Source organism: Oryzihumus sp. JJN4-3R (assembly GCF_057747915.1).
In genome coordinates this window covers 1,056,230-1,075,783 of record NZ_CM173229.1, presented here as the reverse complement: position 1 = coordinate 1,075,783, position 19,554 = coordinate 1,056,230, and the positions used below count along the sequence as shown (strand labels likewise).

16 protein-coding genes and 1 riboswitch are annotated in these 19,554 nt (G+C 68.9%); of the genes, 6 read left to right on the top strand and 10 right to left on the bottom strand.

What is annotated here, in order from left to right; all coding sequences use genetic code 11:
- The first annotated feature begins 135 nt into the window (after positions 1–135).
- The gene (locus AC3ANM_RS04860) at positions 136–801 is read left to right on the top strand and encodes a restriction endonuclease (protein WP_488287015.1); all 666 of its coding nucleotides are present in this window, start codon (positions 136–138) and stop codon (positions 799–801) included.
- A gap of 617 nt (positions 802–1,418) precedes the next feature.
- Here AC3ANM_RS04860 and AC3ANM_RS04855 read toward each other — a convergent pair.
- From AC3ANM_RS04855 to AC3ANM_RS04840, 4 genes are all read right to left on the bottom strand, one after another.
- On the bottom strand, positions 1,419–2,297 hold the full coding sequence (locus AC3ANM_RS04855) for an EVE domain-containing protein (protein ID WP_488287014.1): 879 nt from the start codon (positions 2,295–2,297) through the stop codon (positions 1,419–1,421).
- A 312-nt stretch (positions 2,298–2,609) separates the two neighbouring features.
- Positions 2,610–3,131 (bottom strand): hypothetical protein, encoded by a 522-nt coding sequence (locus AC3ANM_RS04850; RefSeq protein ID WP_488287013.1) that lies wholly within the window; start codon positions 3,129–3,131, stop codon positions 2,610–2,612.
- Positions 3,128–5,023 (bottom strand): hypothetical protein, encoded by a 1,896-nt coding sequence (locus AC3ANM_RS04845; RefSeq protein ID WP_488287012.1) that lies wholly within the window; start codon positions 5,021–5,023, stop codon positions 3,128–3,130. The genes AC3ANM_RS04850 and AC3ANM_RS04845 overlap by 4 nt, the downstream gene beginning before the upstream one ends.
- Positions 4,998–7,061: a hypothetical protein gene (locus AC3ANM_RS04840; protein ID WP_488287011.1), complete on the bottom strand. Its 2,064-nt coding sequence runs from the start codon at positions 7,059–7,061 to the stop codon at positions 4,998–5,000. The genes AC3ANM_RS04845 and AC3ANM_RS04840 overlap by 26 nt, the downstream gene beginning before the upstream one ends.
- A 641-nt stretch (positions 7,062–7,702) precedes the next feature.
- Positions 7,703–7,816: riboswitch (SAM riboswitch) on the top strand.
- 832 nt (positions 7,817–8,648) lie between these two features.
- Here AC3ANM_RS04840 and AC3ANM_RS04835 point away from each other — a divergent pair.
- From AC3ANM_RS04835 to AC3ANM_RS04820, 4 genes are all read left to right on the top strand, one after another.
- A complete protein-coding gene (locus AC3ANM_RS04835; RefSeq protein WP_488287010.1) occupies positions 8,649–10,313 on the top strand; it encodes a hypothetical protein in 1,665 nt (554 codons plus the stop codon).
- 75 nt (positions 10,314–10,388) lie between these two features.
- On the top strand, positions 10,389–11,252 hold the full coding sequence (locus tag AC3ANM_RS04830; protein WP_488287009.1) for a hypothetical protein: 864 nt from the start codon (positions 10,389–10,391) through the stop codon (positions 11,250–11,252).
- The gene (locus AC3ANM_RS04825) at positions 11,186–12,604 is read left to right on the top strand and encodes a hypothetical protein (RefSeq protein ID WP_488287008.1); all 1,419 of its coding nucleotides are present in this window, start codon (positions 11,186–11,188) and stop codon (positions 12,602–12,604) included. The genes AC3ANM_RS04830 and AC3ANM_RS04825 overlap by 67 nt, the downstream gene beginning before the upstream one ends.
- Positions 12,604–13,053 carry a hypothetical protein gene (locus AC3ANM_RS04820; RefSeq protein WP_488287007.1) on the top strand — a complete coding sequence of 150 codons (450 nt, stop codon included), beginning with the start codon at positions 12,604–12,606 and terminating at the stop codon, positions 13,051–13,053. Before AC3ANM_RS04825 ends, AC3ANM_RS04820 begins: the two co-directional genes overlap by 1 nt.
- 130 nt (positions 13,054–13,183) lie before the next feature.
- Here the strand turns inward: AC3ANM_RS04820 and AC3ANM_RS04815 are convergent, their stop codons facing one another.
- From AC3ANM_RS04815 to AC3ANM_RS04795, 5 genes are all read right to left on the bottom strand, one after another.
- Positions 13,184–13,693, bottom strand: coding sequence for a hypothetical protein (locus AC3ANM_RS04815; RefSeq protein WP_488287006.1), 510 nt, complete (start codon positions 13,691–13,693; stop codon positions 13,184–13,186).
- Positions 13,694–14,276: 583 nt separating this feature from the next.
- A complete protein-coding gene (locus AC3ANM_RS04810) occupies positions 14,277–14,669 on the bottom strand; it encodes a hypothetical protein (RefSeq protein WP_488287005.1) in 393 nt (130 codons plus the stop codon).
- 132 nt (positions 14,670–14,801) lie between these two features.
- On the bottom strand, positions 14,802–15,695 hold the full coding sequence (locus AC3ANM_RS04805; protein ID WP_488287004.1) for a CPBP family intramembrane glutamic endopeptidase: 894 nt from the start codon (positions 15,693–15,695) through the stop codon (positions 14,802–14,804).
- A 93-nt stretch (positions 15,696–15,788) separates the two neighbouring features.
- Positions 15,789–16,466 (bottom strand): response regulator, encoded by a 678-nt coding sequence (locus tag AC3ANM_RS04800; protein WP_488287003.1) that lies wholly within the window; start codon positions 16,464–16,466, stop codon positions 15,789–15,791.
- On the bottom strand, positions 16,463–17,674 hold the full coding sequence (locus tag AC3ANM_RS04795; protein WP_488287002.1) for a sensor histidine kinase: 1,212 nt from the start codon (positions 17,672–17,674) through the stop codon (positions 16,463–16,465). The genes AC3ANM_RS04800 and AC3ANM_RS04795 overlap by 4 nt, the downstream gene beginning before the upstream one ends.
- Before the next feature lie 355 nt (positions 17,675–18,029).
- Between AC3ANM_RS04795 and AC3ANM_RS04790 the strand changes: the two genes are divergently transcribed.
- A complete protein-coding gene (locus AC3ANM_RS04790; protein ID WP_488287001.1) occupies positions 18,030–18,554 on the top strand; it encodes a hypothetical protein in 525 nt (174 codons plus the stop codon).
- 66 nt (positions 18,555–18,620) lie between these two features.
- On the opposite strand, the gene AC3ANM_RS04785 is transcribed toward AC3ANM_RS04790, so the two are convergent.
- Positions 18,621–19,340, bottom strand: coding sequence for a hypothetical protein (locus AC3ANM_RS04785; RefSeq protein ID WP_488287000.1), 720 nt, complete (start codon positions 19,338–19,340; stop codon positions 18,621–18,623).
- Positions 19,341–19,554 lie beyond the last annotated feature (214 nt).

The window sequence follows — 19,554 nt, the reverse complement described above, 5'->3', positions numbered from 1 at the left end:
CTCCAGCGCACCCATCAGCCGCGAAGCCTCCGGCTCCGGTGCTCGAGGAGCTCCAGCCGGTCGCCGTATCGGTATCACCGGCGTTGGCCTGGGGGTCTCGACGACGTGTCCGGATCGCCCTATACGCTCCCGGCCGTGGCAACCCGGAGACGTAAGCGCAAGAAGCGCAGTCAAATCGAAGAATTGATGGGGGTCGGCGCCAGCCTGCTCTTCGTCGTGATCATCCTCAAGATGATCGCGTCCGCGCTTCACTCGCTGGGCCGAGGAGGCATCACCGTCATCTTGCTCCTGTTCGTCGTCGGGTTTGGCCTGTGGTACTGGCGCCGCGAGGTCGACAAGCAGAGGCTACGTGCGAGGCGGCGGGCCCTCGCCGCGCAGCAGGCCGAACGGGATCGATTCCTGCACACCGCGGACAGCATGAGCGGCCAGCAGTTCGAACAGCTCGTCCGGCGGCTTCTGGTCCGCGACGGAATGCGGGACGTGCGCGTCGCAGGCGGGGCCCGCGACCGCGGGGCGGACGTCATTGCGATCACTCCCGACGGGCAGCGGATCGTGGTCCAGTGCAAGCGCTACCTGCCTGGGCGCTCGGTGTCCTCCAAGGAGATGCAGCTGTTCGTCGGGATGGCGTGGGCCGAGCACCTGGCCCACATGCCGCTGTACGTGACGACGGCGGGCTACACGGCAGAGGCTCGGGCGATTGCTGGTAAGCACGGGATCTACATCCTCAGGCGGGAGGAGCTCGGTCGGTGGATGGCAGGGAGCACGGCGTTCGCATCTGCGATCGCGCCTGCGCACAGGTGAAGGGACTGCCTGGGCGCCCTCGAGGCGCGCTGACCCGGCCTCGGTGCGCCCAATGCATCCCAAGGTCTGTCGGCCGCGCTCGGCATCGCGAGCACTCTGCGTGTTCCCGGAAGGTCTGCCGTGGTTGATGGTCGGGCCAACTGCGCCGACCGGGCACACCGCTGGGAAGGAGCTGGCCACCGTCGGGCCGCGTAGTGATCGGGCTCGGCGAATCCCGGCCGCGCACAGCCGCCGAGAGCGGTGGCCGCGCATCTTGAGTGCCAAGGTTCCACCGTCCTGATCAACGAGATCAATCGGCGAGAGCTGCACCCGCCACGCGAGGCCAGCGGTCCCCATGGACGTCACGTCGTTCGCCAGGACGGTGCCAGGTCCATGTGCCGCGCTACCGCGAAGCGCGCCGTCTGCTCGGCGCATTCCTTTCTGGCGATGGGCGACCCGATCGAACTGTCCTAGGCACAACGACAGTCTCAGGCCGGGGTCTGGCTTTGGTCAGCGAGGACGGAATGCGTGGTCGCTATAGGGACAAACTGGTCGGCACTGGCGCAACTCTTCCTTCGGACCTGGTCAAGCAGCACCCGGGGGTCTCGTTCGTCCAGCTTTCGACGCCACCCGGAACTTCAGTTGATCGCTAGGAAGTTACCCGGGCATGTCTCGACGATGGTCGCGATACGCAGCCCGCGCAGCAGATCCAGGATGTCGTCCGAAGGCCGCTCCGGCAGCAGCAGCGCTAGAGAGGACCTTTTCCCAAGGTGACGCTGGTAGTCAAACAACTGGCCGATAGCCATTCGGACGTCCTGGCGACTCGCGGACGCCTTCGCCTCGATCAGTTGGTCACTGGTCTCGTCGAAGACGTCGCAGACCAGCAACTCCCCGGAAGGCAGCCTCACCGACCTCGCGAGTAGCTGTCGGCCGACGGACGCCGCGTAGCGTTTGACGAGCTGTGCCTCGCGGAAGGTGCGCCTTTGCTCCTGAGCTCTGGTCGGGACGGTGATGCCCTCCGGCACCTCGCCCAGGGGGCGAGCAGACACGATGGGGGAGGAGCTCGTCGGCTTCGACGTAAGTCGGCCGCTTCCGACACGGCGCTTGATCGCCTGCCACTCGTGCGGCTTGAGCGGGATGGGGTTCGCCGTTCCCGGCATTCGGAGCACCAGAGACCGAGAGAAGTCGCGGTCGGCCGCCAGGTCGGACCTGAGGATTGGGTGGTCGAACAGGTACCGGGTCGCCTCGATATCCACTCCGTAGACATCGCCTCGGGGCGGGTCGATCCAGTAGCCCCCGCTCACCCTGAAAGGGCCGTAGTAGCCGCTGCGGAGCTTGCCGATGGCGTAAACACCTGCCTGAGGGCCGCTGATCCAGAGTGCGAAATCGTCGTTGTGCTTCACGTCGTCGGTGTGGATCGCGATGGTCCAGGAGTCGAGATCCTCGCGTTGGTCTTCCCACCAAGACCAGATGTCCCACTTCTTGGGGTTCGCCTGTAGCAGCCATGCTCGCGCCACGTCGCCCTCCGATTGGTTGCTGTACTGAGGCTAATGGAGATTTCAGCTGCCCATGTGCTCAGCTGCGGCCGGCCGGCAAGAAGAAGCTGGTAGGCGATCGGCTTCGGCCGAGCGCTGGAGACCCACCGCGCAGGCAACCGAAAGGTTGATCTGTCTATGCGCCGTTTGTGGATGTGTACGTGGCGGCAGTGTCAGGGGAGCGGAGCCTTGAGCAACGACGACTCCAGGCACCCGCAAAAGCGTCTGATAGTCGAAGGCGTTCAGAAATTGCGGCGAAGCGCCTCGCCCGCGCGTTTCGAAGATCACCGAGGATCACGCGTGCCAGACGACGGTGAGCACGAGGTTTGCCACCGTCAGCAGGCCGACCAGTCCTGCGACGATCCACAACGATCGCTGGTACCGCTGAAGGTCGGCCCGGGTGCTCTGGACGATTCGTGATCCCGTGCTCAGGTCTTCGCGCAGCTCCGCGACCTGGACGCTGAGCGCCCGCGTGGCCTCGGCAGCTTCCGCGAGGCGCGCGACGGTGGTCGAGAAGTCCTCCTGGTTCGCGGTCCGAGTCTTGGTGAGGAGGTCCTGCAGTGCGCGTGACTGAGTCTCTGTTTCGTCTCGGAGCTCGGCAAGCTCGCCACGGATCGACTTCGACGTCGCTGACGTCGCGTCGTCGATCTGACGACGGACGCCTTGCAGGGCGTCCCGCAGCGGGGCGTTGTCGTTTTTGATCGTCGTCACCACCTCGTCGAGCGAAGGCTTGACGATGCTCCGGACCACGTCGTCCAAGGTCTCCTGCGCACGGCGGTCCTCGTCGGACGCTTGCAGGATAGATTCGTCGCTCATTTGTTCCACTTTCCCGTGGGTCCGAGAATCAGGTCGCGCGTCCGGTGCATCGCCAGGAGCCCGAGCGTCAGCCTGATCTTTTCCGCGTGCGTCTCCGCGTGTGCGAGCTGGTGCCGAACGCCTTCGCTCTGTCGGTCCCACGAGTCGTGCAGACGCCGTTCGATATTGCTGGCGACCTGCCGTTGCCTGTCGCCGGACGAGGTGACGCGCTCCCGCGTTTCCTCCGCCTTCGCCAGACGTCGTTCACACTCCTCTGCCTTTCGGGTCGCGACGTCACGAACCACCTCAGCGTCCGCGAGCTTGCTCTGCCTGCTCTGCAGGTCGGCCCCCGCGCGATTGCGCTCCTCCTCGACCAGCTGTGCCGCCTTTCCGGCGAGCAGGGATGAGACCTTGACACTGGCCTTCTCGAGCCGTGATCGATGGGTAGCCAGGCAGTGCTCCGAGCTGCACCACTTGTCCGCGTACTTCACGCCCAAGACTCTCTTCTCGCAGGGCTCCGGACAGCGGACGCAGAGCTCCAGTGCGGCGTAGACGTCGGCCTTCAGGTCGCTGTCTGCGTAGCGCTCCGCCGACGACTGAAGCTTTCCGAGGCTGGCGGTGGCTCCGAGCTCGTCGAACTGTTGGAACCTGGCCGCCCAGTGTTGCTTAGCGAGCGCGGCCCCGTGGTCGAGCTTCGTGAAGTCGAGTTCGAACCGAATCTCGGTGAGCCGTCGCCGGGCGTCGTCGAGGTGCACCAGCCGTCGCTGGGCCTCCTCGACGTGCGCCTGCAGCCGTTGTGCCGCTGCCGTGTGTTCGTCCCGCTCGGACGCCCATCGCCGGAGGCGCGTTCGCGTCTTCTCGACGTCATCCGCCGCGGTGTCGATGGCCGCCTGGACCGCTCTCTCGAGGATCCGGGGAGCCCGGAGGGCGGCGAGGAAGATCGCATCCTCGCGCTCGACACTCGTGAGCGTCTTCTGCAACTCCGCCATGAGCGATCCGACCGCTTCCGCCGCCGACCCGTAGACGTCGGGCCGGTCTGCCTTGAGCCGGCTCCAGGAGTCGCCGTACTCGATGGGGAAGAGCAGGTCGGGCGAAATCTCTCGCCGAAGCGCCCTGCTCACCTGCTGAGCCGTCTCGGACCGGAGGGTGGAAGCGGAGGAGACGATTTCTCGGCCGGCGTCTCCCTGGCCCATCAAGTTCGACACCGTGTGCGTGAACACGAAGCGGTACCGGTCTTCGTCGAGCGGCCACGCTGCCAGCATCGGGGAGATCTCTCCCAGGGACGACGGACGAAGCGGTGTCAGGTCGTCGGACTTGGTCACGAGCACGATGAGGTGGGCGGCCGGAACGTGTGTCTCCGCGATTCGGGTCACCCGCGCCGCCTCGCCTGGGTCCTTCGGCGCACTCCCGGGGAGGTCGAGCACGTTCGGCCACTGGTTCTGGTCGGCGCGCGGGTCGCGGTAGCGCGGCGGAATCCCTACCCGGTGTAGCTGGTCCTGTACGTCTGAGCGGCCGCTTCCGATGGAAGACCGGAGCAGGGCCAGGTGGTCCATGAGCCCGGCCTCGGTCACGTCGGAGGTGCTCGATCCGGGTGGCGCGAACTGCCACTCACCCGAGGCCGACCAGAAGTACTGGGTGGCCACGCTGGTCGACGAGTTGCCCCTCGGACGCCCTGCCCGCAGGACCTCTGCGACCACGCCGGTGGAGGCGTCGTCGACTCCCAGGAGCTGGAGGAGGAGCGTGGTCTTGCCCACCTGCGTCGGTCCGAAGAGCACGATCGTCAGCTCGCGCTTTCCTTCCGGGATGAGTTGGCGGTAGGCGTCGTCGAGATCGTTGCGGAAGTCCGCGTACCCGAGGTGTGCCCAGGCCCACCGCTCCGAGAGCGCCTCACTCCACGATGTCGGTAGCGTCACGACAGGCTCCGATGAGGTCGAATCTCGCCACCTTGAAGTCGGAGAGCGCCTTCTGTAGCGCCCAGATCCGGTTCTGCTGGTCATTGACGTTGAAGTGGGTGCGCAGGCGTGCCTCGAAGACCTCCTGGACGCTCTCGAGCGCCAGCTCGAGCGCTTGGTCATAGGCGGCCCAGTACTTCCCCCGAACCTCCTCCACGAGCTGGTCTGCCTCGATGCGCCGTCGGAGGTCCTGATTGTTCATGGCACGAATCGCCAGCACGGCACCAACAGTGATGACGACCCCGGCCGCAACGCTGGTCGCAGCGGCCGTCATCGCGGCACTCGCCCCCGCACCGCCGCCACCGAAAGCCGCCGTCAGACCGCTCGCGAGCCCCGGGATGGACGTTCCCGAGGCATCGACGGCCAGGTCAACCCCGACGAAACCGATCAGGGTGCGCAGCAGTCGCTGCTGGTCAAGGCTCAAACCCTCGACGGCCGCGGCCCAATCGCTTTGCGACAAATTCGTGCGGTTGTCGAGCAGGGGTCGGATCTGGGGGTCGGACGCCAGGCGGAAGAGCTCCAGGGCCGCCACCGGGAGGAGCTCCACAGACTGGACCAGGAGGACCGTGTCCGGGTCTGTTCCCAGCTTCGCCAGAGCAATGGTGTGCTCGCTCACGTCGTCCAACGACGCCAGGCGAGGTCCGCTCTCGAGCTCTTTCCCGGCCGACGGCGGGTTGTGCCCAAGAACCCGCCGAACGGCCGCCTTCTGGACCTCATCCCAGGCCTCGGAGAGGTTGTCGTCCGCGTCGTGCCAGGACTGGAGGATCGTGTGGGCGAGCTCGTCCCGGCTCTTGGCTTCCTTCATCCCGAGGAAGTTGGTGATCTTCTTCAAGACGCCTTCCCAGCCCTCCTTCAGCTTGGTGCGGATGAAGTCGACGACCGTCACCCGGGCATTGACTGCCTTGTGGTCCAGGGCCTTGGTCATCTTGCGGCGGAAGTCCTCGCGCATCTGGGCGGCTCGTAGATCGAACACGTCCAGCTGGTCCCGGTACTCCTCGGTCGGACCACCGCTGAGCCGCTGCTTGCTGTAGAAGAGCTGCACCGAGTCGAGCAGCGAGCCGCCGTCGTCGTCGATCACCCTCCGAAGGTGGTTGAGCTGGTTCCTTCGGGCGTTGCGACTGCCACGGGCGATCTCGGAGAGCGCGCCGACCAGGGCGGGCTTCCACGTTGCCAGGTCGTTGGTGTTCGTCAGGACGACGCTGTCCAGGTCGTCCCTCGACACCTCGAAGACCTCAGCGGCTCGAAGCTGGAGCTCCTCGGCCGCGGAGCTTCCGGCTTCGATCCCTTCGCACCTGCTCACGACGACGATCGGGCGCCGCCCCTCCAGGTAGCGACGCTTCAGGTCTTCGGTGATGGCCTGCTGGGTGCTGCTGGCCAAGCGCTGCTCGTCGGTCACCAAAAGGACCGCGGGCGAGGAGACCAGGCTCAGGCGCATGAGCTGCTGGGCGAGCTTGTCGCTGTCGTCGTCCAGCTCGTAGCCGGGGAGCAGCAGCAATCCGGCCGAGTCGATACCGAAGACGGTCGGGGGAACCGTCAGCCGAGCCACGAGGGTCGACCGAGGGTTCTGGATCTCGCAGATCCATTCCGCCTCATCGACTCTGCGCTGGACTCGCTGCACCGTTCCGTCCTGGTCGGCGAGCGAGATCAGCTCGGCGACCGGTGCCGTCACGTCGCCATTCTCAACGATGAAAATCGGGAGCTGTTCCCCAACTCCGAGATTGCCCGGCAGCCACTTCTCGTCGAGGCCGTAGAGATTGCGCACCAGCGTCGTCTTGCCGGCGCCCTGTGATCCCGCCACCGCGACCAGGTAGTGATCGAGGATGAGTTGGGTGGTAAGTGTCTGCCGTAGCAACCTGATCGCGTCGTCGCGGATCTCCGGGTCGCTGGCCACCGACGCCTTGTCGCTGAGGCGGATCAGTGCGCGGTTGAACCTCGCTAACAGGGCATCAGGCGTGGTCGAGTCGACCTTGCCTGACGAAGACTCGATGTCGGCGCTCACGTCCGTCCCCTCCTTTTGGGTTACGACGACCCTATTGGCGCGTGACCCTGACTGGGGGGTTTCGTGCCAAATCTCGCCGACCGGAACTCTTGGGAATCGGGGAAGATACCCATGCACGAATGACAGTACGGTGAGTCGCGGGTCGCTCGAAGCGCTATTCCGTACGGTGCCGGGCTGGATCCGTTTGACTCTGCGCCCGCCCCGGTGACCCGTGCGGAAAAACGGCCGCTTTGGTGCGGTCCGAACCGCTAGTGCCAATGGTGCGCTGCTGGGCGTGTCGTTTCGGAAGGTAGTGGCATTGCTGCTGCTCCGGGGGACGAACTTGAAGCTAGAAGATGCCCTGCCAGGTTGTCCGTGTGCGCGCGGTGCGCGCCCCCTGGCGTGGACGCCCAAGCGTCAGCCGTATTCGGCTAACGAGCATCGCCGACGGCGAGCGACTTCGTCGAGGGCGGCGATGCCGCCAGGCGGCCGAGTGGCGCGGGAAGACGAGTAGGGGCCGGTCGCTGGACGGCGCCGTTGGCCCAGGAGTCTCGTTTTGCCGAAAGTGGCCTTGGCGGTATCCCGTTTCCGCTATTCTTTCGATGTCGGCGGCGCATGGTGCATCGCTGATCGGGTCCAGAGCATCAACGCTTCAATGTGTTGGTGGTTCGTCGGCCGCACGCCTCCGGACGTGGCCGACCGGCAACCGCGTCATTCCCGACACGGTGCCCTCCGGAGAAGACCCGGGCCACCTTAGTGGTGGTCAAGACGGGATCACGGGCGCACGAGTGCGCAAACGGGTTCCTTGAGACAACTCAAGGAGTGAGCATGGCGAAAGGTCTAGCCCCACCGCGCTTAGCCGCGTCTCTATCGCCGGGATCGCCGCTACCGCCTAACAGTCGGTGAGTTCTCGGCGTTTAGACGCCAGGCGAGGAACCGACTTTATACAGCGACTGCCTGACGGGCGCCGTTGAACATAGCTGGTTGTGCGACGCCACTATGAAACGGGGCCCCGGGCTAAAACGGCCTTGCCGCGAAACGCCGCCCCCTACTTCCCACCCCGGACGCGTCTCATTGCCCTCATTGGGCGAGACCTCGCATGCCTTGACATCCGCAGGTGGGCACCAACAACCGAGTTGTAAGGAGTACCCCACAGATGTCTATGACCCGAGCAGACTACGAGAGCCTCGCCTCCGCCATCGTGGAGGCAGAGGTTCCCAAGGCGCACAAGGAAACCCTCGCGCTTGAGATCGCTGACGCGATGTGTGCGACGAACGATCGCTTCGACCCGAATCGCTTCCTTCAGCAATGTCGCCTCGATCTCGCTATCCAAGAGGTAGGCGACTACAGCCACCGCCTATTCCTGCGGACCCAAACCGGCGTTGGACAGGGACGAAAGCATGCCCTAGAGGGGCGGACTCGGGCATGAACTGAGGATTTGAATTCGGCAGGTCAGTGTTCAGTGCTAGTCGATTACCGCTGCGGAAGGCTGCCTAGGGCGAGCAAAGGACAAGTAGGACAAGAAGCGAAAGGACACGGGCGGGCGCGGATGCGCGGACGCCGAGGGCCGAAGTCGGTTGGAGGACACAAGTGTTGGGCTGGGACCGAATGTCGAACGAGATGTTGCGCGCGAGCGCAGACCAGTTGACGGGCGAGAAGGGGCTTGAGGCTGCAGTTCTTGCCTTCACCGTTGCAGGCGGCGACCTTGCTAGTCGTGTTCGGGCCGCGGTCCGGGCCGCCGCGGGCGCATATCTGGCCGACGAGCCACCGCTGGAACTCGGCGACGATTGGGATCAACAGGACGCCGCCACGCTGATGGCGCGCCTGGACAATGCTGGCGTTTACGTGCGGCAGGCCGAGCGCAAACGGGTGCACGAGATCGCGCGGGAAGAACTTGCCCGACGTGATGCTCTCGCTGCCCTGCGCGCCGCGCTGCCGCCCGGCGACCCGTCGGTGGGCGAGGGCACTGCGGAGATCACCCTGGAATGCTTCGTCGAGTTGGGGCCGGTGTCAGTTCGGTTGCCGGCTCGCGGAGAGGACGACCTGCCGGGACTGCCGCTGCCCGAGCAGCCGGGCATGGGCACCCTCGACCTGCTGCTGCACGCGGCGTTTCCGCCAGCCGGGCCGCTCACGGCGCGTGCCGCCGACCCCAATGTGGTCACGGCACGCCTCGCTGCCGCCGACGGGGGCGAGCTCCAGTTTGCCCCGGGCACCGATCCGGCCGGAGTCGCTGAGCTGCTCGCTACCACCGCGACCCTGGGTGGCGTGCCAGTCTTTGATGGCGCCTACGGCGAGCAGTTGAACGAGGAAACGCTCGACGCGGTTGCCGCCGCTCTTCACGGCGAGGTGCTGTGGCGACCGTCCGCGCTAGTGACCGCGGACGGCGAGCTGTACGAAGCGTGGACCGACCAGCTGTTGATTGAGCACGGCCCTGTCCGCTGGCGCAGCGAACGCGCGGAGCAGGTCGGCATGCTGCTGCTGGTCTCCGGTCAAGGGATCACTACCAACGGCGAGCCGCCGGCGGGCCCGATCGTCCACCACACGTTCGTCCTGCTCGGCGTGCCCGACCCGGCCGACCCCGAGCGAATCGCGAAGCTGCACCGGGTGGTCACGAGCTGCCCGGGACGTGGCGCGTGCCTCCGGGGCGGGTGCGCCGCAGTCGCCATGCCAGTGCTGGAGGCAACGTTTGGCCGGCTGGCGCTGGCCAGGGTCGCGGCCGAGGCCGCGGCACTTGCCGGACCAGCGTGGCGTGGCCAGTTGCTCGGGGCGCGGCACGTCCGCCGCCCGCAGGACGTCATCGACTCAATGCCCAACTTGTTGCAGGACGCACTCGGCGACGCGGGGTGGACGCCTTTGCAGACTGGCGCGTGGGACGGCGGCCTGATCGAGGTGCATGCTCGCCGCGGCGACGAGGTGCTGGCGTTGGAGTTCGACCCGGTCACTCGCCAGGTCTGCGTCCGCGGTGACGCGCAGGGCCTCACCCTGGAGGCCGAGGCGCTCGCCGAGGAGGTTTTGATCGCCGACGACGGGGTCATCGACCGGGCCGCAGCGCTCGAGCAGGGCTGGGACGCCGCCCTGCTCGACGCCCTTGAGGCGATCGAGTCTGGACGGCTGCGAGACGCCGCGGTCGGCGAGTCCAGCGCGCGGAGGCTCACGGTGACCGCGCTGCCGGCCGAGGCCGGCGACCCCTCGACCGTCGGAGAGGAGCCGGAGTTCGCCGTTGCCGCCGTCGCCGCGCTCCTGGCAAGTCTTCCCGCCCCGGCAGGCAACTAGCGCGGTTAGCGCCCCAATCACGCGGATAGGCGTGCGGGATGCCGCGATGGCCCCGCCGACCAAGGAGAACGCCCCATGAGCAGCAGCGCCAACCTGAACGTCACCCAGGACAAGCCCCACTTCGTCGACACCACCGAGGGCAGCGACCGCGCGCACGATGCCGCGCCCCAGACCAGCACGGACCCCGACGCGCCGACCCGCACGTTCTCTGACGTACTCATCAGGCAGGACACGGCTGAAGACGTCACCGAGGAGAAGCTGGCGCTCCCCGTGCCCATCAAGGTCATCCCCCTGGACCGCACCCGCGACAGTGAGGACCGGTGGACGCTCCGGGTCCCGCCGACCACGGCGAAGGAGAAGCCGGCCAAGCATCTCAAGGGTCTGCGTGACCGCGGCGACCTCGCCCTGCCCGACGAGCTCATCGACGCTCTCGCGCTGTCCGCCGTCGACCCCGCCACGCTCGCCGGGACGCCCGTCTCGTGGCAGCGTGTCGACGACGGCTGGTTCGCCGAGATCGAGGCCCGGGTGTTCACTCTCACCGCCGACGTCAGCCTGGCCAACGACCGTCTCGTCGCTGACAGCGACTACGACGCCGACCCCAGCGCAGCCAGGTCCACGCTCAGGGCTGTGCCGCTGCCCACCTCGCACCCCCAGTACGCCGCCTTGGTGTACACGGCGGGTATCGATCACCTCGTCCGGGCAGCGGACGACAACTTCCGTCAGGTCCTTGCCGTCAATCGGCAGGACGTCGGTCGCCGGCTGATCGAGCAGCCCGTCACTCTGGTGCCGACCATCGTCCAGCCGCCCGCCGCCGACGGCGCGCAGCCCCCCCGGCCCGGTCGGCGTTCGTCACCGCGGACGGGAACTGCCGGGTGTCCAGTGCGGTGGAGAAGATCAAGGTGCTCCTCGAGTGGCTCCCGGCATCACTCCAGCAGGTGAAGCCGTACAGCGACATGGAGCGCGGGGCGCTGGTGTCCCTCACCCCGTCGCTGCTGATGAACCTCACGCTGAGCGAACGTCGCGCCCTCACCCGGAAGGTCGCCAAGCGGGCCTCGGACCGCCTGCTGCAGCCAGCCAAGCCCTCCGACTCCCGCGGCTACAAGAAAGACCTTCTCGAGCGGAACGACGCGGCCGCCGCGCTCAACTCGCTGACCGTCAAGGCCCGGATCATCGTCGGCTGGAACGACGACGACGCCCACCGGCACGGCATGAGCCGGTTCGCCCAGGCGGTGCGTGCCCTGCTCGTCCAGATGAACGTCGAAGGTAGGCCGCTGACCGACCAGGCGCAGCACGCCATCACCGCCGAAGAGATCGTCAACGACCTCCTCGAGGCGGACGTTATCGACGAGGACCACGCGTCGGTCCTGATCGGCCGGAACGGGGTCGCCGACGCCATGACGCGGCTCAACCTGAACCCGAGGCTGCCTGACCTTCGAGCCGCTCTGGTGTTCCGGGTGATGACGGCTGGCGACCCGGACACGCGCCGTCTCATGCGTGCCCGCATCAAGGGGTCGGGGCAGCTGCACGCCTCCGACCGCAGCCAGCCCGCGGTGGAGCTCGCTCTGCGCTCCTACAGCGTCACCCTGCGCGAGGACGACTCCCGCGACGCCAAGCAGATCCGCAACGCGTTCGAGTCCGTGTGCACCTGGCAGGACTTGGTGTCCCGCCCGTGGGCGGTGGAGAACATCGAGACCGACGCCGACGTGGACCTGCTCGCCCACTACGCCCGCGACGGCCTGCCTCAGGGCGCCGGCGCTCAGCGGCTCCTCGGCGTCCTGGGCCTCTTCGCCCTGGTGACCACCGGCAACCTTCTGGCCCCGGGCGGCAGCGCTGCGCAGCGCGTCGGTCAGGAGGTGGACCGCAGCTCCGTTGGCGCGATTGTCGACAAGATCAGCCGCTTTGGCTGGGGCATCGACCTGCTGGCTGACGGCATCAAGCGGTCCCGCGCGGGCCTTCCCCTGCGCTGGATCGACGAGGAGGGCAACCTCGTCGACGCGCCCACGGATTGGGCCGGCGCCGACTACAACGCCAACCTGCGCTTGGCCGCCAAGCAGCGCAGCACACACGCCGCGGTCATCCCCGGGAGCCTCCAGGAGCGCCACGCGTGGACGGCCTTCGCTGAGGCCGTGGCCGTCGCGAAGGGCGCGTTCGAAAACTACCTCGAGCACCGCGAGTCGAACGGCACGACCGACAAGCTCCAGTGGGCCGAGGTCGAGGCGACGGTGAAGATCCTCCGGGCGCTCGGCTCCCGTGTCCCCGCCCTGTCTCTCGAGCCCCTCGAGGAGTTCTGATGGCCGCGGGGTCCGAGCGCCAGAAGCCGACCGCGGTCTGGGGCGGCGTGGTGAAGATGACCGAGGAGCGGTATCGGGTGCTGTCCGCTCTCGCGGAAGGGGATCTGCTGGTCTTGCGCCCCTACCCGGTTGCCGTCGGCAGCCGGGCCGGGGACGAGACGAAGGCGATCTACATCCCGGTAAACCACGCTGGGTACGCGTGCTACGCCGGCCAGACCAAGCCGCGTTCGGGCCGGGCCGACGCAGCCGCTGGGCGGCTGGCTCAGCACACCAGTGCCGCTCCGTCGAAAGGCGAGGAGTGGGTGGCGTACTGGGTCCTCCCGCTGCACGAGTCGACTCCGAAGGAGCGGGTGAACAGCCTCGAGCGGGAGGTGTGCGCCCGGCTGGGTCTCAGCCTGCGCAACACGAGGTGGCGCCGCCGCGAGCGAGTCAACTACCGATCCCGGTAGCACCTTCGCTGCACTGCGGACCTACTCCACGTCACGGGTGGGGTCTGCCCGGCCCACCTGTGCACGCGGTAGCTGGGATGTGGTGCTCCAGCCCTGCGTCTTCTTACGCGGCCTTCGATGCTCGGGAATGTCATCGTGACCGTTGGATGGTCATTGTTTGACCGACCACACTGCGCCGGCCGGGGATCCGGCGGTCGTGCAGGGTCAGGACTCCACGGTCGGCAAGGACCGTCAGCGTCCGGGCGACGACCTCCTCGCCAACGGCGCCCGTCGCCCAGGCGGTCGTGGACTGGGGTTCGCTGGTGAACGCCGCGGCGAAGCGGATGAAACGGTTGCGCTGCGCCAGACGCTCGGCCCGCTTGGCTGCGCGGCGGTCGAACTCGCTTCTCGCCGAGCCACCGGCTGTGCCCGGGAGGGGAGGGCCCGGGACCTCAGCGGCGAGCGTGCCCGGGTCGACCCGACCGGCCTGGCGGTCGGCCATGCACGCCAGGCACACGACTCGTCGCGCCGTGCGGTCATAACCAGCACGCTCGCCCCGGTCCAGACTCACCCCGCACCGGCACTTGCCTGCGTACCGAAGCTGGATGACGTCCGGACGGGCATTCCCTTCCGCGTCGGTCGCCGCCCCCTCGGTCGTCATGATTCGAGCGTAGGGACGCAGCAGTCGGCTGACCTGCGGCTTTGTCGAGTCTTGAGGGATCGTGGGGAACCTGGCCCTGGCGCTACCGCAGGTGGGGGGTGTCCATTTCGCCGACCGCGGCGTCCACGAGCGCTTTCGCTTCGGCCATGCCAAGCCCCGGCACCGTGGTGCGCAACCGCTTGATGGCGTTGATCCTGTCCTGGGTGGTGCTTCCAGCCGGACCCCGGGGATCTCCCGGACGACCGCCCGAGCAGCCGGGGGCATCGGGCCTGGTTCGGGGGTGCTGCCGATGGTGGCGGCCAGCGTCGCTCGACGCCGCGACTGGCGGCTCCAGAGCAGGAAGGACGCGAGGCTCACGGCGAGATACCCGAGGACGGGCCCCCAGCCAGCAGGCTGCTCGCCGGAAGTCGGAGTCGCTAGGCCGGCGGCCCGCACGCCCATCACGATGGCTACGACCATGCAGACCGTGGAGCAAGCCAGCCAGCCGTTGCGGCGCACGAATCCCGCGTTGGCTGCGGTCGTGGCCGCGTTGTGCTCCTGGACGGCGGCAGCCCAGCGCGCCACCTCGTCCACGGGGAACGTGTCAGCGTTCCGGGCGCGGTCCTGAACGACTGATGCAACGGCGTTTGGCGGCGTGCATCGACCCGTCATGGCCGTACGTGAACAAGGCGACGTTTCTCGTGTCGGCGTAGTCGACAGCGCGCCGTGCGTAACCGGCGCTGGTGAAGACGAACACCGCCGGGGGCCGGTCAAAGCGGCGCGGGCCGACCAGGCGCAGGAGGGCAGGCGCGTCGACCTCGGCCGCCCCGAACTGCACGTGAGCGACGGCCGTGGCTGACCGGACATCCACGCCACCGTCGGCTCCGCCGCCCGTGACGGCCGCGTCGGGGTGGCCCCAATGCCGCATCCACGCCGCCGCGTTGAGCTCTGCGGCCTGCAACGCGTCGATCTGCGTCGGGGCGGGTGGCTCGATCACGGTGTCAGTCCCCAACGTCTCTCCAGGTGCGGCGGTCGCGGGGAATGATAGGACGACCGATCGGCGGGAGGCAGGGCGCGAGGCCACGGCGCTGGGGTGCATCGCTTGGCTCAGCCGCGCGAGCGGCTTGACTCAGCCGGCCGACGTCCCGGCACCGGCCCTCGCGGCCAGCACGCCCTGACCCGTGCCGCGCAGGGACGGGCCGCAGCGGAGGCTCAGCCCGACGGCGAGCAGCACCTCGAGGACGACGGCCGCCCAGAAGGCGTGGTGGTCGTGGCCAACGATCCCGACGTAGGAGTACGCCGCGTCGGTAACCGCGTGGAAGATCGCGCAGAGCAGCACGCTGCCGCCGGTCCCGACATACAGCCAGGCGGTGATCACGCTCGTGGCCACGGTCATGATCGCGAAGCCCCAGAACGGGATCGCCGAGTCATGCTCCCCGGCCAGCTGGAACAGGGGCGCGTGCCAGAACGCCCACACCACGCCGAGCACCAAGCTCGCGACCAGCGGCGAGAACCGCCGCATCAGCCGGGGGAGGGCGAAGCCGCGCCACGCCGCCTCCTCGGTCAGCAGGAACAGGCCGAGCCCGACGAGCAGGTAGGACAGCGCAGCAGGCAGTGACATCGTCGAGCCCAAGTGCGTCCGCCCGGACGTCAGCAGGTCCGCCCCGACAGCACCCAGCGACAAACCGAGCGGCACACTGACCGCCGCCAGCCACCATGAGAAACCCACCCGCCAGCGCGTGATCCGGCGCAGCAGGTCGACCAACCCCGCCCGCCCACCGGTCAGCGCGACAGCCGTGACGGTCACCGGCACCAGGGTCCACAGCGCGGCACCGCCGGGCAGGTGCCAGCCGATCCACCCGTGCTCCTGGGCGATCCGGCTGCCCCACACCGACCACGGCAGCAGGTAGGCAAAGACGAAGAAGAGGACCAGCGCCCGGTCCACGCCACGCGGGCGCACGGGCGGGGAGGCGACGGCAACTGACGGGGTAGCCGGGCGGAGCGGCGAGGCAGAAGAGGTCATGCCCAGAACGCTAGGGACGCTGACCTGCGCAGACATCGACGCCAGAGTGGATCTGCGCCAACGCCGCCTCCACCCACGGGTGGAGGCGGCGCGTCATACCGAGGCTCGCCCGGTGCGGAACGCGTACGCCACCAGCGCCGCCCGGTCGCGGCAGCCGGTCTTGGCCAGCAGGTGGTTGACGTGCGTCTTGACCGTCGCCTCGGAGACGAACAGCCGGGCCGCGACCTCGGCGTTGGAGTGCCCGGCCGCGATCTCGGTGAGCACCTCCTCCTCGCGCGCGGTCAGCCCGTCGTCGACCGCGGCCGCCTCAGTGCCCGACGAAACCCCGAGCGCAGCCCCCGACGCCAGGGCCTCGAGCAGCCGGCGCTGCACCGACGGGTCCAGCTGCGCCTGCCCGGAGGCCACCGTCGTGATCGCCTCGGAGATCTCGGCCGCGCCGGCGTCCTTGGTCAGGAACCCCCGCGCCCCCGCCTGCAGCGCGCGGAACACCCAGTCGTCGTCGGCATACGTCGTCAGCACCACCACCCGCGCCCGCGCGCCCAGGTCAGACAGGCGCCGCGTCGCCTCCACCCCGTCGACGTTGGGCATGGACAGGTCCATCAGCACCACGTCCGGGTCCAGCGCGACCGCCTGCCGCACGGCGTCCTCGCCGTCGACCGCGGTGCCGACGACCTCGATGCCGTCGAGCAGCCCGAGCATCATGGCGAGCCCGTCACGGACCACCTTCTGGTCGTCGGCGACCAGCACCCGCAACGGTTGCGCGGTGGTCATCGGAGGGCCTCCTTGGCGTCGGGGGAGTCGTCAGCAACAGCAGGGGTATCCGCGGGCAGCGGCATGGTCAGCGCGACTCGCCACCCGTCGGTGGTGGGTCCGGTGTCCAGGCGGCCGCCGGCCAGCGCTGCGCGCTCGGCCAGGCCGGCCAGGCCGTAGCCGCCGGAGGGCAGGTCGGCGGTGGCGCCGTCACCGCCGGAGTCGACGACCTCGGCGGTCAGGGAATCGTCGGCCCAGGTGAGCGTCACCGTGGCGGAGGCGCCGTGACCGGCGTACTTCGCGGCGTTGGTGAGCCCCTCCTGCACGGCGCGGTAGACCGCGAGCCCGGACTCGGCCGGCAGCCGCCGAGGGTTGCCGACGACGGTCAGGGTGGCCGGCAGTCCGGACAAACGCGCCTGCTCGACGAGGTCCGGCACCTGCGCCGGCCCGGGCAGGGCGTCGCCGCGCAGCGTCGCCACCGCCCGCTTGGCGTTGGCCATCCCGTCGCGGGCCAGTTTCTGGGCGTTGGCGACCTGCTCGGCCAGCCTCGGGTCGGCGCCGGTGCGCTCAGCGAGAAGTCGGGCGCCCTCGAGCTGGACCGCCAGCCCGGACAGGGTGTGCGCCAGGACGTCGTGCAGCTCGCGGGCCAGCCGGGCGCGCTCGCCGAGCACGGCCGCCTCCTCGCGGGCCGCCCGGGTGGCTGCCTCCTGCTCCAGCAGCGCCTGCGCCTGCGCCTGGGCGTCGCGCGAGGCGCCGGCAAACAGCGTGGCCAGGAACAACGCCGCCATTCCCGCGAGCATGGTCAGCGCCGCCGGGATGGGGTGGGGCGTGTTCGTCGCCTCGGCAACGGCGGTGGCCACGGCCACCACGAGCGCCACCCACACCGCCCGTCGGCGGGGCAGGGTCAGGCCGATGCCGGCCACGGCCATGTAGGCCAGGACGAACCCCTGGCCGCCCGGGTCGATGAGGTTGAGGACGGCGCCGCACAGGCCGGCGCCGAGCAGGGTGAGGGTCAGCAACGACACGATGCGCAGCCGTGGCACCAGCGCCACGCACCACAGGACCAGGCCCAGCGCCGTGAGGGCGACCGTGGCGGCCCGGGTGCCGGGCGCGGTGGGCAGCTCGCTGGTCAGCGCAGACACCGCGACGATCCCCGCGGTGGCCCAGCCGGCGATGACCAGCCAGCGGCGCGTGTCCGGGCCGGAGGCCCCGAAGGCGGTGCCGCTCACGGCGTGCTCCCGGGGGCAGGGGGCGTGTCAGCCGGCCACCCGGCATACCGGAGGCGGTCGACGGGAGCCAGCACCACGGCATACAGCCGGTCGCTGACCTGGTCGGACATGCGGGCGGGCTCCTTCGGGCGCGGGGTGGTCGGCCGCGGGCGGCCTCTGACACACAGCAACGTAGGACAGCGCAGGTCGGTGCGACATCGGTTCAGGAGTGGAGCCGCGGGCCAGTCCGTCCACCCGTGGGTGGAGAGGCGGCGGGCGGGAGTTCCACCCCAGCGGCGATGGCACGGCGGGCGGGCGTCCCTAGCGTCGTCATCGAACCGATCACCACCGCCTGACTCCCCGGAAGGACCCCCTGATGAGCACCACCCAGTACCTCCTGAACGCCGGCCTCCTCGCCTTCGTGCTGTGGGCCAACCTCGGCACCCGCCGGGTCACCCGCCAGCGCTTCGTCCTCCCCCTGCTTCTGGTGGCAGTCGCGGCAGCCGCCTTCCTGCGCGACGTGCCGACCGTGGGCCACGACCTCGACCTCGAGCTCGCCGGCGTCGGCCTCGGCGCGGTGCTCGGCGTCGTCGCGGGCATGCTCGTGCGGGTCGGCCGCGACGGCAGCGGTCGCCTCGTGATGCGGGCCGGTGCCACGTATGCCGCGCTGTGGGTCGCCGTCATCGGCGGCCGGGTGGCGTTCGCCTACGGCGCCGAGCACTGGTTCGGCCGGCAGGTCGGGCAGTTCTCGATGACCCACCAGATCACCGGCGCCGACGCCTGGACCTCCGCGTTCATCCTCATGGCGTTGGCCATGGTGGTCACGCGGGTTGCCGTCACCGGCGTCGCCACGGTGCGAGCGATGCGCTCGACCGGTCGCCCCGCTCCCGCGCTGGTCTGAACGGTCACACCGCCTTAACAGCTCACGCGCCGGGTCTCACTCCGAGACCCGGCGCGTGAGTGCGCGCTACGAGTCTGCGGCCTCGACCACGAGCTCCGGGACATGGCCGTCGGGGGCTGCCGTCGCGGTGACGAAGTCGCTCGGCGGCTCGCCGAAGGCCTTGCGGGTGGCGGCCACGATCGATCGGGCCACGACCAGGTTGCCGCCGGCGCCGATGACCACGCCGATGCCCAGGGGGAGCACCCGGCCCAGGACGAGGACGCCCTGCCGCGTGCCGTACTTCGTGATGAAGTGGGGGCCGAGGACCTTGTTGATCTGGTTGATCTGGCTCATCGGGATCTTGGTGATGATCTGGTTGGCCCAGTGGGCGCCGGTCTTCTCCGTCGCCTTCTGGACGAACTTGGTGCCGCTGTCGCCCAGCAGGATGGCCAGCATCAATGTCCGGCGGCGCTCCACCTCGTGGACGGGGACTCCGTGCACCTCCGCGACGGCAAGCATGTAGAGCACCGTGGCGTTCAGGCTCGTCATGGTCTCCCCGGCGGACAGCGCGAGGGAGACGCCCGTGCCCACCCCCGGGGCGAGAGCGGCGCCACCGACGGCGGCCCCGCTCCCGGAGAGCGTGGCCATGAACTGCTTCTCCAGGGCGCGGACGATCTCGGCCGGGTTGCAGCCGGGACGAGAAGCCTTCATGCGCTCCACGTGCTTGGCGACCAGGGGTTGCTGGATCACCAGTGCCTTCTCCAACGCGCCCTCGAGGGACGCGCGCGCGTCGAAACGGTCGCTCATGAGTCAGACACCTTCCCCTTGTGTGCCACCGGCGATGAGATCGAACCGGAACGTCGCGGGAGTCTATGGCCTGAATGCGGCAATATCGGGGCAAATCCGCCGACGGGCCTGTCGCGCGCGGGCTTCGGCGTTGCCGGCACCGCTTGGCCAGCAGCCGCGACGGGTCCAGCGTCGACCCACCGTTGGTGGCAGAGTCGAGTCCGTGACGGATGTC

Excerpts from the sequence above, each read along its gene's own strand:
- AC3ANM_RS04850 (WP_488287013.1), bottom strand. The coding sequence starts at position 3,131 with ATGAGCGACGAATCTATCCTGCAAGCGTCCGACGAGGACCGCCGTGCG.
- AC3ANM_RS04835 (WP_488287010.1), top strand. The coding sequence starts at position 8,649 with ATGTCGAACGAGATGTTGCGCGCGAGCGCAGACCAGTTGACGGGCGAG.
- AC3ANM_RS04830 (WP_488287009.1), top strand. The coding sequence starts at position 10,389 with ATGAGCAGCAGCGCCAACCTGAACGTCACCCAGGACAAGCCCCACTTC.
- AC3ANM_RS04820 (WP_488287007.1), top strand. The coding sequence starts at position 12,604 with ATGGCCGCGGGGTCCGAGCGCCAGAAGCCGACCGCGGTCTGGGGCGGC.
- AC3ANM_RS04815 (WP_488287006.1), bottom strand. The coding sequence starts at position 13,693 with ATGACGACCGAGGGGGCGGCGACCGACGCGGAAGGGAATGCCCGTCCG.
- AC3ANM_RS04805 (WP_488287004.1), bottom strand. The coding sequence starts at position 15,695 with ATGACCTCTTCTGCCTCGCCGCTCCGCCCGGCTACCCCGTCAGTTGCC.
- AC3ANM_RS04800 (WP_488287003.1), bottom strand. The coding sequence starts at position 16,466 with ATGACCACCGCGCAACCGTTGCGGGTGCTGGTCGCCGACGACCAGAAG.
- AC3ANM_RS04790 (WP_488287001.1), top strand. The coding sequence starts at position 18,030 with ATGAGCACCACCCAGTACCTCCTGAACGCCGGCCTCCTCGCCTTCGTG.
- AC3ANM_RS04785 (WP_488287000.1), bottom strand. The coding sequence starts at position 19,340 with ATGAGCGACCGTTTCGACGCGCGCGCGTCCCTCGAGGGCGCGTTGGAG.